The organism is Mesorhizobium sp. WSM4845 (assembly GCF_055811455.1).
Genome location: NZ_JBVVQA010000004.1, coordinates 255523 through 269704 on the forward strand (window position 1 = coordinate 255523; position 14182 = coordinate 269704).

A 14182-nucleotide genomic window follows, 5' to 3' on the forward strand; every position below is an offset into this window, starting at 1 on the left:
GATCCCGAACCGAAGGTCCGTGCGCCAGCCAAAAGGGGGAACCGGTTTCGGAAAAGATCATGCTTAAACAAGCAGATAAATGGCGCCATGGCTGAGTTTTCGCTCTCCGATCTGGAGACAATCATCAGGGAACGCGCGCATTCCGGCGATCCGGATTCGTGGACGGCAAAGCTGTTCGCGCGCGGCATCGACAAGGCGGCGCAGAAGCTCGGCGAAGAGGCGGTCGAAACGGTGATCGCGGCCGTTGGTGGTGACAGACAAGCCCTCGTTTCGGAAAGCGCCGATCTCATCTATCATTGGCTCGTCGTTCTGGGTGTCGCCGGCGTTCCGCTTGCCGATGTCCTGACCGAACTCGAGCGCCGCACCGGTCGTTCGGGCATCGCCGAAAAGGCGTCTCGGCAGGACCGGGGCTGATCGCTGCGGAGGGCAGGAAACTCGATGGACCAGCTCGCCCCCACCGAGAAATATTCGCCCTTCCGTTTTTTCTCGGCGGAAGAATGGTCGCAGTTCCGCGCCGATACGCCGATGACGCTCGGCGAGGACGAGATCCGTCGCCTGCGTTCGCTCAACGATCCGGTCGACCTCGAAGAAGTCAAGCGCATCTATCTTTCGCTATCTCGGCTGTTGTCGGCCCATGTCGAGGCCAGCCAACTGCTGTTCAGGCAGCGCCAGGCCTTCTTCAACGCGGCGGATGTCGTCAAGACGCCCTTCATCATCGGCATTGCCGGCTCCGTCGCGGTCGGAAAATCGACCACGGCGCGCGTCCTCAAGGAATTGCTGGCGCGCTGGCCGTCGAGCCCCAAGGTCGATCTGATCACCACCGACGGCTTCCTGCTTCCCAACGAAATCCTGCGCCGCAACAATTTGATGGAGCGCAAGGGCTTTCCCGACAGCTACGATGTCGGCGCCCTGCTGCGTTTCCTGTCGGGCATCAAATCGGGGCAGCGCAATGTCCGCGCGCCAGTCTATTCGCACCTGACCTACGACGTCGTTCCCGGCGCGTTCCAGACCATCGACCGGCCGGACATATTGATCTTCGAAGGAATCAACGTCCTGCAGCCGGGCAAGCTGCCAAAGGACGGCAAGATCGTGCCTTTCCTGTCGGATTTCTTCGACTTCGCCATCTATATCGATGCCGAAGAGGAGCTGATCCATCAATGGTACATCGCCCGCTTCATGCGGCTGCGCGAGACCGCCTTCCGCGATCCGGACTCCTTCTTCCACCGCTATTCGCACCTTTCGCACGCAGCGGCCCGCGCCATCGCGGAAGGCCTGTGGGCCAACATCAACCTGAAGAATCTGCGTGAGAACATCCTGCCGACGCGAGCCCGCGCCGATCTCATCCTGCGCAAGGGCGCCAATCATCTGGTCGAGGAAGTGGCGCTCAGGAAGCTGTAACGAAGCGGTTAACGGCGCTTTAATGCATGTCGCGCAAAAGTGTGCAGCGGTTTTGCGATAACGACATGCATAAAACAATAACCTGAAGCGCGTCGCATGAGGCCGGTCACTGCATAGCGCCGGCCTGACATTTCCACCTGGCGCGGAACGCTCGCTCCGCGCCAGCTTCTCAAATTCGCCTCGGTCGGACTTGCGGCCACAGTGCTCTATGCGCTTTGTGCCTGCCCCTTCACCAGTGCCGGGTCAACATACCTGTCACCGGCCACAGCCTCCGTCGCCGCCTATGCGGTCGCGGCAATCTTTTCCGGTCGCTCAGTCGCGGGCCTCGGCCGTGACACGAAGCGGGTGCCGGTTTTAGGAAAATCCGATGCCTGAAAAAAGTGATGAACGGCGATACGGCTCGACTTGAAAGTCCGCGCTTTTGCGCGACAGCATTAGCCAGGATAGGTCACCCGCCGCAGCGTCAGATTGATCCGCCCGCCGTTCCTGAGCAGTGCCGAGGTCGATGGATAGATACGGTCGACGCCGTGGAAACACAGGCGGCCTTCGCCGCCAAGCACGACGACGTCGCCGCTTTTCAGCCTGAACGATTTGGTGCCGCCTTCGCGCGTGCTCTGGCCGACCCTGAACAGGCAATCGTCGCCCAGTGAAACGGAGACGACCGGGGCGGAGAAATCGATCTCGTCGCGGTCCTGATGAAGGCCCATCTTCGCGTCGGGCGAATAGAAATTGACCAGGCAGGCCTCCGGCGGATGGGGATAGGCAGACACCTCGCGCCACAGCTCCAGCAGCACGTCCGGGATCGGCGGCCAGGGCGTCCCGGTCACCGGGTGCGTCGGCTGGTAGCGATAGCCGTGCTGCTTGTCGGTGACCCAGCCAAGCGAACCGCAATTGGTCATGCGCACGCTCATCTCCTTGCCGGTGCGCGGCATCGCCGGCACGAACAGCGGCGCTTCCTGCACGACCTGCCTCACATCCTCGACCAGCGCTTCCTGCACCGCGCGGGATAGGTAGCCGGGCATGTGGCGGACGCCTCTGGGCAGAACGAGCATCAGCTTGGTCGCTTCATCGGGTTCATCTGGCGGACAATGCCACCAACAAACAAGAACGGCGACCCGAAAGCCGCCGTTCTTGTCCTTGGATGGCAATCGCCAGCTTAAGGTGTGGTGAGATTCAGGTCAGGCCGAGCCGAAAATGGTGGTTTCAGAGAACCGGAGCGGAGCGTACTTAAGTACGTGAGCACCGGAAGCGCAGGAAACCGCCGTTTGCAGGCCGGCATCACCTGAATATCAACATACCTTAGTCGAGATCCGGGATGCGCAGAACCTGCCCCGGATAGATCCTGTCCGGGTCGGTCAGCATCGGCTTGTTGGCCTCGAAAATGATCGTGTTCTTCGCACCCTTGCCCTTGCCATAGCTCTTTTCCGCGATCTTCCAGAGATTGTCGCCTTTCTTGACCGTGTAGAAGGTCGGTTGCTTGGCCGGGGCTGCGGGCGTGCCGGCCTCGGGTGCGGCGACCTGCAATTCATCCGCCTGCACCTTGGACACGCCGAGCGTGTTGCCGACGGCGATGATGGCTTTTTCGAAGATCGACTGATCCTTGACCACGCCTTTCAGCACAGCCGTATCGCCCTTGACGTCGACTTCCACATTGTCGGTGCCGAGCGCGTGCGAATCGAGTTCCTTCTTCAGCGTATCGGCGGTCGGCTCCGGCTCATCGTCGCCGAAGCCGAGCTTCTTGCCGACGTCCTTGACGAAATCAAACATGCCCATCTGGGGTCTCCTTGCTGTGACGAATACCGAACTTGCCACCTGCAACCTCGAATTGGAAGCGGTCTCGACCGCGATCGATGTCGCGCCCGCCGCATCGGCCCAAAACTCGGAATCGATTTTTGGAAAAGCACCATGCGTGGCTGCCAGAGCGCGCACCCTTTGCGTCCGGGTGGACGCGTGTCAATCGTCGTCCACGCGACCGCGCAGCTTCTTGATCGTGCCGCGCCCAGCCTTGGTCTTCAGCCGCCTTTCGACCGCGCCTTTCGAAGGCCTCGTCTTCTTGCGCGGCGGCGGCGGCGGTTCGGCGGCCTTGGCGACCAGTTCCGCAAGCCGCGCCCGGGCGTCCGCCCGGTTCTGCTCTTGCGTGCGGAAGCGACCGGCCTCGATGACGATGACGCCGTCCTTGGTGGCGCGCTGGCCGGCCAGCCTTATGGTTCGCTCGCGGACGCGCTCCGACAGGCCCGGCGCATTCGCTGCATCGAAGCGCAATTGCACCGCCGTCGCCACCTTGTTGACGTTCTGGCCGCCGGGGCCGGACGAGCGGATGAAGTCCTCGTGCAGGTCATCCGGATGGATCACCGCATCGTCGGCAATGATGATCTTGTCGTCGGCGTTCATGCCGCAGTCATGGCGCGGCGAACGAAAAAAGAAAAGGCCCGATCCCCGGATCGGACCTTCCCCGGGTCGGGCCTTCCCGATCCCGGTCCCGGGTCGGGCGTTCCCGACCCCGGTCCGGCGCCTCGAGATGCAGCGGCGACTATTCCGCGGCTTCGCGCATGCGCGGCGCGGCGCCGAGCACGATGGCGTCGACATGCGGTTCGAATTTTTCGAAATTGACGGCGAACATGCCGACCAGCCTCGCCGCCTGCAGGTCATAGGCTGAGGTATCGGCCCATGTCGATCTTGGATCGAGAATGGCACGGTCGACGCCCGCGACCGCCACCGGCACCTCGAAACCAAAATTGGCGTCGGTCCGGTAATCGGCCCCTTTCAGCGAGCCGTCGAGCGCCGCGGCGAGCAGCGCCCGCGTTGCCTTGATCGGCATCCGCTTGCCGGTGCCGTAGGCACCGCCGGTCCAGCCGGTGTTGACCAGCCAGCAATCGACACTGTGATGGGCGATCAGCTCGCGCAGCAGATTGCCGTATTCCGACGGATGGCGCGGCATGAACGGTGCGCCGAAACAGGTCGAAAACGTCGCTTCGGGTTCGGTGACGCCCTTTTCGGTCCCTGCCACCTTGGCGGTGTAGCCGGAGAGGAAATGATACATCGCCTGCGCCGGGGTCAGCCGGGCGATCGGCGGCATCACGCCGAATGCGTCGGCGGTCAGCATGATGATGTTTTTCGGGTGACCGGCGCGGCCCGTCTTGCTGGCGTTGGGGATGAAGTGGAGCGGATAGGCGCAGCGCGTGTTTTCAGTGAGATTGCCGTCGTTGAAATCCGGCACGCGGCCGGCGTCGAGCACCACATTCTCCAGCACCGTGCCGAAGCGTTGGGTGGTGGCGAAGATCTCCGGCTCGGCTGCGGCCGAGAGCTTTATCGTCTTGGCATAGCAGCCGCCTTCGAAGTTGAAGATACCATGCGGACCCCAGCCGTGCTCGTCGTCGCCGACCAGCGTGCGCGACGGATCGGCCGACAGCGTCGTCTTGCCGGTTCCCGAGAGGCCGAAGAAGATCGCCGCGTCTCCGCCGGCGCCTTCATTGGCCGAGCAATGCATCGGCATCACGCCCTTCGCCGGCAACAGATAGTTGAGCACGGTGAACACCGATTTTTTCATTTCGCCGGCATAGGAGGTGCCGCCGATCAGCACGATCATGCGCGTCAGATCGACGGCGATCACCGTTCCGGTTCGGGTGCCGTGGCGGACGGGATCGGCACGGAACGACGGCAGGTCGATGATCGTCAACTCGGGCACGAAATTCTCGAGCTCGGCGGCTTCCGGGCGAATGAGCAGATTGCGGATGAACAAGGAGTGCCAGGCAAGCTCCGTGACGACCCGGGTCGTCAGCTTCAAGTCCTCATCGGCGCCGCCGACCAGGTCCTGCACATAAAGATCCTTGTCCGCCGCGTGGGCGCGAAAATCGGCGAGCAGCGTGTCGAACTGGACCGGCGAAATCGACTTGTTGTTGTCCCACCAGACATGCGGCCCGGTGGTCTCGTCGCGGACGACGAATTTGTCCTTGGGCGAGCGGCCGGTGTGCTGCCCGGTCTCGGCGACCAGTGCGCCATGCGCGGTAAGCCGGGCCTCGCCGCGGCGGATCGCCTCCTCGTAAAGGACTGCCTCGCCGAAATTATAGCGCACCGCGCCGGTGGTTTTCAGGCCGATCCGGTCGATCGCCCATGCGGGATTGCGTTTGCCGGCTTCCGACATGAGGGGTTCCTTCTTCGATTGCAGCATCCTGGCCGGCGAACTTCCGGAGCCCCCAACGATGGAGACTGTAACGGTCAGAACCAGAAAAGCCAAATGATATCAAATATTTAATCGATTTAAATATTTTGAAAGTTGTTTAAATCGTTTATATGTGCGAAAAATCAGGCGGGTGCCCAAAGGATTGGCGGTCTGTATCGGTCCAATCCATGTTGAGGTGAGATTGTGGCCGCCGGCATGCCGCTCGTGACAGCGGACGAAGCCTGTGCCACATTTTGTACCTAATTTGTCCTGCAAAAGCCCCTTCTCGACCAAAGAAGGGACAGCTCATGAGGGAGCCACTTGAAATGGCAACAATCGCGCTTGTCGACGACGACCGCAACATTCTGACGTCGGTGTCGATCGCCCTGGAATCGGAGGGGTATCGCGTCGAAACTTATACGGATGGGGCGTCGGCGCTGGAAGGTCTGGCGGCGCGCCCGCCGAATCTCGCCATCCTCGACATCAAGATGCCGCGCATGGACGGCATGGAGCTTCTGCGCCGGATGCGCCAGAAATCCGACCTGCCGGTGATCTTCCTGACCTCCAAGGACGACGAGATCGATGAGCTTTTCGGCCTCAAGATGGGCGCCGACGACTTTATCCGCAAACCCTTCTCGCAGCGTCTTCTGGTCGAGCGGGTTCGCGCCGTGCTGCGCCGTGCCAGCGCCCGCGAGGCGTCGGCCAAGACGCCCAACCAGCAGGCCCGTTCGCTTGAGCGCGGCCAGCTTGTCATGGACCAGGAGCGCCACACCTGCACCTGGAAAGGCGAGCCGGTGACGCTTACCGTCACCGAATTCCTGATCCTGCATTCTCTGGCCCAACGCCCCGGTGTGGTAAAAAGCCGTGATGCGCTGATGGATTCGGCCTATGATGAGCAGGTCTATGTCGATGACCGCACCATCGACAGTCACATCAAGCGCCTTCGCAAGAAGTTCAAGGCCGTCGATGATGACTTCGAGATGATCGAAACCCTTTACGGAGTCGGATATCGGTTTCGCGAAGCATGAACTGATGCATGTCGCCCAAAAGTGGTCCCGGTTCTGGGACACCGACATGCTCAAAACTTAATGCATGTCGCCCAAAAGTGGTCCCGGTTTTGGGACACCGACATGCATAAAAACCAGGACTGAGCGGGGGCTGCTATTCGATGGCAGTGGACGTAGAGCGAGTGAGACGGACGGGCGCCCGGCGCCCGTCGCGGATTCTGCCCGCATTCCTGTCGAGGATCACGGTGCCGATGCGCCGCTTCCTCGGCCACCATATCTTTTCCAGCCTGACGCGGCGCATTCTCTTCCTCAACCTCGCCGGCCTGGCCGTCCTGGTCACCGGCATTCTCTACCTCAACACGTTTCGCGACGGGCTGATCGATGCCCGCGTCGAGAGCCTGATGACCCAGGGCGAGATCATCGCCGGCGCGATCGCGGCATCGGCGACGGTCGAGACCGATTCGATCAGCATCGATCCGGAAAAGCTGCTTGAACTGCAGGCCGGCGAAAGCCTGGGCCCCGGCTCCGATCAACTCGACAATCTGGACTTTCCGATCAATCCGGAACGCGTCGCGCCGGTGCTCAGGCGCTTGATTTCGCCGACGCGGACGCGCGCCCGGATCTATGACCGCGACGCCAATCTGCTGCTCGATTCGCGCCACCTCTATTCGCGCGGCCAGATCCTTCGCTACGATCTGCCGCCGACCGACAAGGAAGAGCCCGATCTTCTCGAGCGAATCCAGAAATTCGTCTTCGACTTCTTCCGCAACACCGCGCTGCCGGTCTACCATGAGCAGCCGGGTGGCAACGGCGCTGCATTTCCGGAGGTGGTCAAGGCGCTTACCGGCAGCCCGTCGACCATCGTCCGGATCTCCGAACAGGGCGAGCAGATTGTTTCGGTCGCCGTGCCGATCCAGCGCTTCCGCGCCGTCCTCGGCGTGCTGATGCTGTCGACGGAAGGCGGCGACATCGACAAGATCGTCGCGGCTGAGCGCAAGGCGATCCTGCGCGTCTTCGGCATCGCCGCCCTTGTCACCGCCATCCTGTCGATGCTGCTTGCCTCGACCATCGCCAACCCGCTGCGCCGGCTGTCGGCGGCGGCGGTCAGGGTGCGGCGCGGTGTCAAGAATCGCGAGGAAATCCCGGACTTCTCCGATCGGCAGGACGAGATCGGCAATCTGTCGATCGCCGTGCGCGACATGACCAATGCGCTCTACGCCCGCATCGAGGCGATCGAAAGTTTCGCGGCCGACGTATCGCACGAGTTGAAGAACCCGCTGACCTCGCTGCGCAGCGCGGTAGAGACCCTGCCTCTGGCCAAGAACGAGGCGTCGCGCGCCCGGCTGATGGAGATCATCCAGCACGACGTCAGGCGGCTGGACCGTCTCATCACCGACATTTCCGATGCCTCCCGCCTTGACGCCGAGCTCGCGCGCGAAGACGCAGGAACCGTGGATCTCAAGAAATTCATCACGGATCTGGTCGACGTTTCGCGCACGGCCACGCGCAACAAGAAGACGGTCGACATCGAGTTCAAGGTCGCCAAACTGCCGCAGGGCGTCAAAGGCTATTTTGTCGCCGGCCATGACCTGAGGATCGGCCAGGTCATCACCAACCTGATCGAGAATGCCCGCTCCTTCGTTCCTGAGGAGCGCGGCCACATCGCCATATCGCTAGCGCGCGCCGGCAAGGTCAACATCATCACCGTCGACGACAATGGTCCCGGTATAAGGGCCGACAACATCGACCGCATCTTCGAGCGCTTCTACACCGACCGGCCGGCCGGCGAGGCGTTCGGCCAGAACTCGGGTCTTGGCCTGTCGATCAGCAGGCAGATCGTCGAAGCCCATGGCGGCACGCTGACCGCCGAGAACATCCCGGGCACCAAACCCGGCGAGATCAAGGGCGCGCGTTTCGTCGTGACACTGCCGGCGGAAGGCTGATCTGTGCGTGCTGAAAACATTCATGGAACGGCGCTGCTGATCGGCGAGCGCGGCGTCCTCATCACCGGACCGTCCGGCGCCGGCAAGACGACGCTGGCGCTGACACTCCTGGATCATTGCCGCGCGCGCGGGCTGTTTTCGCGGCTTATCGGCGACGACAGGCTGCTCGCCGCGGCCCACGCCGGGCGGCTGGTCTGTCGCGTGCCGGCGACCATCGCCGGTCTCGCCGAAGTGCCTGGCTTCATGCCGCGCCCGCTGCCGTTCGAGCCGGGTGGAGTGATCGACCTGCATGTCCGGCTGGTGCCGAAGGCAGAAATGGCCCGTTTCCAGGAGGAAATCAGCGAGCCGGTGGCAGGCTGTCCGGTGTGGCGTATCGACCTTGCCGAGCGCAACGCCGCCACGGCCTTGCCGGCGGTGATGGCGCGGCTGTCGATCGCGCCCTTTTTATGATCCGGTTCCGGTTTTTTGCTGCAATGCGTCAAAATGGCCTGGGCCTGTGCAATTTTGGGCTTGTCAACGCGTCTCGCGTCGACAAGATAGCGCTCCCGCCGCCTGGAATGGCCGGCGAGCATAAAATGCGGCTGTGAAGCGGCGATGACGGGAGCCACCAAAGAATGATCGGACTCGTGCTTGTAACGCACGGTCAACTGGCCGCCGAGTTCCGCCATGCCGTGGAACATGTCGTCGGGCCACAAGACAATTTCGAGACCGTGGCGATCGGCGCCGACGACGATATGGAGCAGCGCCGCAGCGACATCGTCGACGCCGTCGTCCGTGTCGACACGGGGGCGGGCGTCATCGTCTTGACCGACATGTTCGGCGGCACGCCCTCCAATCTCGCCATTTCGGTGATGGAATCCGGTCGTACCGAGGTCATTGCCGGCATGAACCTGCCGATGCTGATCAAGCTGTCCAGCATTCGCAAGGGCGACAATATGAGCGCAGCGCTGGACGAGGCGCAGGCGGCCGGCCGCAAATACATCAATGTCGCTAGCCAGCTTCTGAGCAGCAAATGAGCGCGCTGTCGGCCAACAAGGGTGACATCGTCCGGGAATTTCCAATCGTCAACCAGCGTGGCCTGCATGCCCGCGCCTCGGCAAAGTTCGTTCAGGTCGCCAGCGGTTTCGACGCCTCCGTCCAGGTCGAGAAGGACGGCGTCACGGTTGGTGGCACCTCGATCATGGGCCTCATGATGCTGGCGGCAAGCCCCGGCTATTCGATCCGCGTCACCGCCAGCGGCCCGGAGGCCGAGCAGGTGATCGACGCGCTGGAGCAGCTGGTCGCCTCCCGCTTCGGCGAAGAGTCCTGACGCCTGGAGCGCGTCGCGGCTGAACCCGATCTCGCGCCGGTGCGCCTGCGAAGACATGCACGGATAAAGATTTCTTTATATCCCATTGTCGTCCGACCGACGATCTGCTAGTCAGGCCGGCAACTCGCGCCCTTCGACACGCCTTCCGGCGCGGGCGCATCCCGAAGACAATTCTTGATCGGAGCACTGCCATGACGGGTAGCAATGACTATGTGGTCGCCGACATCTCGCTTGCCGGCTGGGGCCGCAAGGAGATCGAGATCGCCGAAACCGAAATGCCGGGCCTGATGGCCTGCCGCGAAGAATTCGGCAAGGCGCAGCCGCTCAAGGGCGCGCGCATCACCGGCTCGCTGCACATGACCATCCAGACGGCGGTGCTGATCGAAACGCTGAAGGCGCTCGGCGCCGAGATCCGCTGGGCCTCCTGCAACATCTTCTCGACCCAGGACCATGCGGCCGCGGCCATCGCCGAGGCCGGCATTCCGGTCTTCGCCGTCAAGGGCGAGTCGCTCGAGGACTACTGGGTCTACACCGACAAGATATTCCAGTGGGCCGATGGCGGCACCTCCAATATGATCCTCGACGATGGCGGCGACGCCACCATGTACATCCTGATCGGCGCGCGCGCCGAAGCCGGCGAGGATGTGCTCTCCAATCCGGGCAGCGAGGAGGAAGAAATCCTGTTTGCCCAGATCAAGAAGCGTATGGCGGCATCGCCCGGGTTCTTCGCCAAGCAGAAGGAAGCGATCCGCGGCGTCACCGAAGAGACCACCACCGGCGTCAACCGGCTCTATCAGTTGCAGAAGAAGGGCCTGCTGCCGTTCCCGGCGATTAACGTCAACGATAGCGTGACCAAGTCGAAATTCGACAATAAATATGGCTGCAAGGAATCGCTGGTCGACGGCATTCGCCGCGGCACCGACACGATGATGGCCGGCAAGGTTGCGGTCGTCTGCGGCTATGGCGACGTCGGCAAGGGCTCTTCGGCGTCGCTCAAGGGCGCCGGCGCCCGCGTCAAGGTCACCGAGGTCGATCCGATCTGCGCCTTGCAGGCGGCGATGGATGGCTTCGAAGTCGTCACCCTCGAAGATGCCGCCCCGACCGCCGACATCATCATCACCACCACCGGCAACAAGGATGTCGTCACCATCGACCATATGCGGGCGATGAAGGACATGGTGATCGTCGGCAATATCGGCCACTTCGACAACGAGATCCAGGTGGCGTCGCTGCGCAATCTGAAGTGGACCAACATCAAGCCGCAGGTCGACATGATCACCTTCCCGGACGGCAAGCGGATGATCCTTTTGTCGGAAGGCCGCCTGCTCAATCTCGGCAACGCCACCGGCCACCCGAGCTTCGTTATGTCGGCGTCCTTCACCAACCAGGTGCTGGCCCAGATCGAGCTGTACAGCAAGCCCGGCCAGTATCAGAACCAGGTCTATGTCCTGCCGAAGCATCTCGATGAAAAGGTCGCGCGCCTGCATCTCGACAAGCTCGGCGCCCGGCTTACCGAACTGTCCGGCGAACAGGCCGCCTATATCGGCGTGACCCCGCAGGGACCGTTCAAGCCGGAACACTACCGCTATTAACCACAGCGGAAATTACCACTAGATATTGAGGCCGGGCGATTGACTTTCGCCCGGCTTTATTTTTGCGCTGATTGATTCTTCACGCCGATTCGCGCAAGCGCTATGGTGCTGATTCGCGGGCCCGGGGACGAGGGCCGAAGCCCGCATCAGGGCGGTCTTGCATTCAGGCGGCGAAGAGGACCAGGACATGCCGGGGGATTACCCGCCTTGCGCGGGACAGGCCGTTTCCGGCGGCCACAACGATATGGTGACCACGGGTTCCGCTGCCAGAGGCGGAAGCTTCTTATGGCGCGCTGGCGCCCGCGTCGGAAAATTGCTTGCTTCTTCCGCGCTCGCCGGCCCGCTGCTTGGCCTTTCGGCACACGCTGGACCGGCTGCTGCATCCCACGCGGCTGCGCCCAAAGCCGGGCTGTCGGTCAGCACGGTCGAGGTCATGCAACTCGCCATGTTTGTCGGCGTCATGGGCGCGGCGCTTGTCTCGGCCATTTTCCTGATCCGCGAACGGGCGCGCACCTCGGCCCAGAATGGCGAACTCAGAGCCCGCCTGGCCGACGTCAACGCTGCGCTGCAGCGCTCCGAGGCGCTGCTCAACCTGCGCGACCAGCGTGTCGTCGTGTGGGCATCGGAAAACAAAAGGCCCGAGCTCGTCGGGACATTGCCGGTTGAAAGCGGGGCTCCGGAAGACCGTGCCGCCTTCCTCGCCTTTGGCCGTTGGCTGATGCCGCGCTCGGCGGCGGCGCTCGAGAATGCCGTGGCGGGACTGCGGGAAAGGGCGAAGCCGTTCGATCTCGTCATCGAATCGCAGGCCGGGGCGCCGCTCGAAGTGCACGGCCGCAAGAGCGCAGCACACGTGCTCGTCCGCTTCGTCTCGCTTTCTGAAACGCAGCGAAGCGAGGCCAGGCTAAGAATTGAGAACCAGCGCCTTGCCGCCGACTATGACACCATGCTCGGTCTTTTCAACGCACTCAGCATGCCAGCCTGGCTGCGCTCGGCGGACGGGCGGCTGAAATGGGTCAACCGCGCCTATGCCAGGGCGGTCGAGGCGGAAAACGCCGAAGCTGCGGTTCGCGACGCGAAGGAGTTCCTGGGCGGCCAGGCGCGCGATGCAATCGCTGCGCAGCACAAGTCGCATCCCGTCTTCGAGCAGGCGCTTTCCACCGTGATCGAAGGCGACCGCCGCATGTTCGCCGTGACCGACTTCGCCGGCGCGGACGGCTCGGCGGGTCTCGCCTGCGACACCAGCGCCATCGAAACGATCCGTAGCGAATATGAGCGGACCGTGCGCAGCCATGCCGACACGCTCGACCAGCTCAACACCGCCGTGGCGATTTTCGATACCGACGAAAAACTGCGGTTTTTCAACCAGGCGTTTCAGAAACTATGGGGTCTCGACGCCGGCTTCCTGCACAGCGCTCCGGACAACGCCTTGTTGCTCGACCGGCTGCGCAGCGAAGGCAAGATCGCCGAGCAGCCCGAATGGCGGCGCTGGAAGGAAAGCCTGCTTGGCGCCTATCGCGCGGTCGAGTCGCAGGAACATTGGTGGCATTTGCCGGACGGCAAGACCATCCGCGTCGTTGCCAATCCGCAGCCCAAAGGTGGCGTCACCTGGGTGTTCGAGAACCTGACCGAGAAGATGGACCTTGAAAGCCGCTACCAGACCGCGGTGCGGGTCCAGGGCGAAACGCTCGACAATCTTGCCGAAGGCGTAGCCGTGTTCGGCCCCGACGGCAGGCTCAGATTGTCGAACCCGGCATTCGCAGCACTTTGGGGGCTCGACGCCGACGCCGCCAAGCCCAACGTTCACGTCTCCACGATCCGCGATCTGTGCGACCGGCGCGCCGCCGACAGCCCCTGGCGCGGGTTCGTTGCCGCCGTCACCGGTTTCGACGACGAGCGCCGCGACCGCCACGGCCAGACCGAGCTGAACAACGGCACCGTGCTGCGCTACGCGATGATCCCGCTGCCCAACGGGCAGGTGATGATGACCTTCGTCGACGTCACCGACAGCGTCAATGTCGAGCGGGCGCTGAAGGACAAGAATGAGGCGCTGGAAAAATCCGACCAGCTCAAGAACGAGTTTGTGCAGCACGTCTCCTACGAGCTGCGCTCGCCGCTGACCAACATCATCGGCTTCACCGAGCTGCTTTCGCTGCCCTCGACCGGGCCATTGAACCAGAAGCAGAGCGAATATGTCGAGCATGTCAGTTCGTCTTCCTCGGTCCTGCTCACCATCGTCAATGACATCCTCGATCTGGCGACCGTGGATGCCGGCATCATGGAGCTCGATATCTCCGAAGTTCACGTCGACCGGACCATCGCTGCCGCTGCCGAGCTTGTTGCCGACCGGCTGGAGGAGCATGCGATCAGGCTCAAGATCGATGCGACCACTGCGCCAAAGACGTTTCACGGCGACGAAATCCGCATCCGCCAGATCCTCTACAACCTGCTGAGCAATGCCGCGAACTACGCACCGGAGGCGAGCACCATTACGCTCGCCTGCCGCTCGCTTGCCGAAGGCGTGGAATTCTCCGTTCACGACGACGGTCCCGGCATGCCGCCGGACCTGCTCGATTCCGTGTTCCGCCGTTTCGAACCGCGCACCAATGGCGGCCGCCGGCGCGGCCCCGGCCTGGGCCTGTCGATCGTCAAGAGCTTTGTCGAACTGCATGGCGGCAGTGTCCGCATCGAAACCGGCAAGGACATGGGCACCACCGTCATTTGTGCCTTTCCCGACACGCCGTCCGGCATCCGCGCGGCGGCCGAGTAGCGCGCTC

The 14182-nt window shown here is 62.8% G+C and carries 13 protein-coding genes; 9 read left to right on the top strand and 4 right to left on the bottom strand.

Annotation, left to right across the window (positions count from 1 at the left end; genetic code table 11):
* The first annotated feature begins 87 nt into the window (after positions 1-87).
* Positions 88-414, top strand: coding sequence for a phosphoribosyl-ATP diphosphatase (locus tag AC0L2C_RS07220; RefSeq protein WP_023796915.1), 327 nt, complete (start codon positions 88-90; stop codon positions 412-414).
* A gap of 24 nt (positions 415-438) precedes the next feature.
* Complete coding sequence (gene coaA, locus AC0L2C_RS07225; RefSeq protein WP_023796914.1) at positions 439-1398, top strand: type I pantothenate kinase; 960 nt, start codon at positions 439-441, stop codon at positions 1396-1398.
* A gap of 434 nt (positions 1399-1832) precedes the next feature.
* Here coaA and AC0L2C_RS07230 read toward each other — a convergent pair whose 3' ends face one another.
* The 4 genes from AC0L2C_RS07230 to AC0L2C_RS07245 all read right to left on the bottom strand — a co-directional run bounded on the left by AC0L2C_RS07230 (position 1833) and on the right by AC0L2C_RS07245 (position 5539).
* Positions 1833-2450, bottom strand: a complete 618-nt coding sequence (locus tag AC0L2C_RS07230; protein WP_128244587.1) for an alpha-ketoglutarate-dependent dioxygenase AlkB — start codon at positions 2448-2450, stop codon at positions 1833-1835.
* 247 nt (positions 2451-2697) lie between these two features.
* Complete coding sequence (lysM, locus tag AC0L2C_RS07235) at positions 2698-3171, bottom strand: peptidoglycan-binding protein LysM (protein WP_023796912.1); 474 nt, start codon at positions 3169-3171, stop codon at positions 2698-2700.
* Positions 3172-3351: 180 nt separating this feature from the next.
* Positions 3352-3789, bottom strand: a complete 438-nt coding sequence (gene arfB / locus AC0L2C_RS07240; protein ID WP_023796911.1) for an alternative ribosome rescue aminoacyl-tRNA hydrolase ArfB — start codon at positions 3787-3789, stop codon at positions 3352-3354.
* 139 nt (positions 3790-3928) lie between these two features.
* Positions 3929-5539 carry a phosphoenolpyruvate carboxykinase gene (locus AC0L2C_RS07245; RefSeq protein ID WP_023796910.1) on the bottom strand — a complete coding sequence of 537 codons (1611 nt, stop codon included), beginning with the start codon at positions 5537-5539 and terminating at the stop codon, positions 3929-3931.
* A gap of 344 nt (positions 5540-5883) precedes the next feature.
* On the opposite strand from AC0L2C_RS07245, the gene AC0L2C_RS07250 reads away from it, so the two are divergent.
* The 7 genes from AC0L2C_RS07250 to AC0L2C_RS07280 all read left to right on the top strand — a co-directional run bounded on the left by AC0L2C_RS07250 (position 5884) and on the right by AC0L2C_RS07280 (position 14175).
* On the top strand, positions 5884-6585 hold the full coding sequence (locus tag AC0L2C_RS07250; protein ID WP_023796909.1) for a response regulator transcription factor: 702 nt from the start codon (positions 5884-5886) through the stop codon (positions 6583-6585).
* 140 nt (positions 6586-6725) lie between these two features.
* Entirely contained in the window at positions 6726-8507 is a 1782-nt protein-coding gene (locus AC0L2C_RS07255; RefSeq protein ID WP_023796908.1) for a sensor histidine kinase, read from the top strand.
* Between the two features lie 3 nt (positions 8508-8510).
* On the top strand, positions 8511-8957 hold the full coding sequence (locus AC0L2C_RS07260; RefSeq protein WP_236393353.1) for an HPr kinase/phosphorylase: 447 nt from the start codon (positions 8511-8513) through the stop codon (positions 8955-8957).
* Between the two features lie 164 nt (positions 8958-9121).
* Positions 9122-9523 (top strand): PTS sugar transporter subunit IIA, encoded by a 402-nt coding sequence (locus tag AC0L2C_RS07265; protein WP_473523046.1) that lies wholly within the window; start codon positions 9122-9124, stop codon positions 9521-9523.
* On the top strand, positions 9520-9816 hold the full coding sequence (locus AC0L2C_RS07270; RefSeq protein ID WP_023796904.1) for an HPr family phosphocarrier protein: 297 nt from the start codon (positions 9520-9522) through the stop codon (positions 9814-9816). Before AC0L2C_RS07265 ends, AC0L2C_RS07270 begins: the two co-directional genes overlap by 4 nt.
* Before the next feature lie 191 nt (positions 9817-10007).
* Positions 10008-11408 carry an adenosylhomocysteinase gene (gene ahcY, locus AC0L2C_RS07275; protein ID WP_128168861.1) on the top strand — a complete coding sequence of 467 codons (1401 nt, stop codon included), beginning with the start codon at positions 10008-10010 and terminating at the stop codon, positions 11406-11408.
* Positions 11409-11595: 187 nt separating this feature from the next.
* Positions 11596-14175 (top strand): sensor histidine kinase, encoded by a 2580-nt coding sequence (locus AC0L2C_RS07280; RefSeq protein WP_473523047.1) that lies wholly within the window; start codon positions 11596-11598, stop codon positions 14173-14175.
* Positions 14176-14182: the final 7 nt, after the last annotated feature.

Coding starts and splice junctions, on each gene's coding strand:
- AC0L2C_RS07230 (WP_128244587.1), bottom strand. CDS start 2,450: ATGCTCGTTCTGCCCAGAGGCGTCCGCCACATGCCCGGCTACCTATCC.
- ahcY (WP_128168861.1), top strand. CDS start 10,008: ATGACGGGTAGCAATGACTATGTGGTCGCCGACATCTCGCTTGCCGGC.
- lysM (WP_023796912.1), bottom strand. CDS start 3,171: ATGGGCATGTTTGATTTCGTCAAGGACGTCGGCAAGAAGCTCGGCTTC.
- arfB (WP_023796911.1), bottom strand. CDS start 3,789: ATGAACGCCGACGACAAGATCATCATTGCCGACGATGCGGTGATCCAT.
- AC0L2C_RS07280 (WP_473523047.1), top strand. CDS start 11,596: ATGCCGGGGGATTACCCGCCTTGCGCGGGACAGGCCGTTTCCGGCGGC.
- AC0L2C_RS07220 (WP_023796915.1), top strand. CDS start 88: ATGGCTGAGTTTTCGCTCTCCGATCTGGAGACAATCATCAGGGAACGC.
- AC0L2C_RS07265 (WP_473523046.1), top strand. CDS start 9,122: ATGATCGGACTCGTGCTTGTAACGCACGGTCAACTGGCCGCCGAGTTC.
- AC0L2C_RS07270 (WP_023796904.1), top strand. CDS start 9,520: ATGAGCGCGCTGTCGGCCAACAAGGGTGACATCGTCCGGGAATTTCCA.
- coaA (WP_023796914.1), top strand. CDS start 439: ATGGACCAGCTCGCCCCCACCGAGAAATATTCGCCCTTCCGTTTTTTC.
- AC0L2C_RS07250 (WP_023796909.1), top strand. CDS start 5,884: ATGGCAACAATCGCGCTTGTCGACGACGACCGCAACATTCTGACGTCG.
- AC0L2C_RS07245 (WP_023796910.1), bottom strand. CDS start 5,539: ATGTCGGAAGCCGGCAAACGCAATCCCGCATGGGCGATCGACCGGATC.
- AC0L2C_RS07255 (WP_023796908.1), top strand. CDS start 6,726: ATGGCAGTGGACGTAGAGCGAGTGAGACGGACGGGCGCCCGGCGCCCG.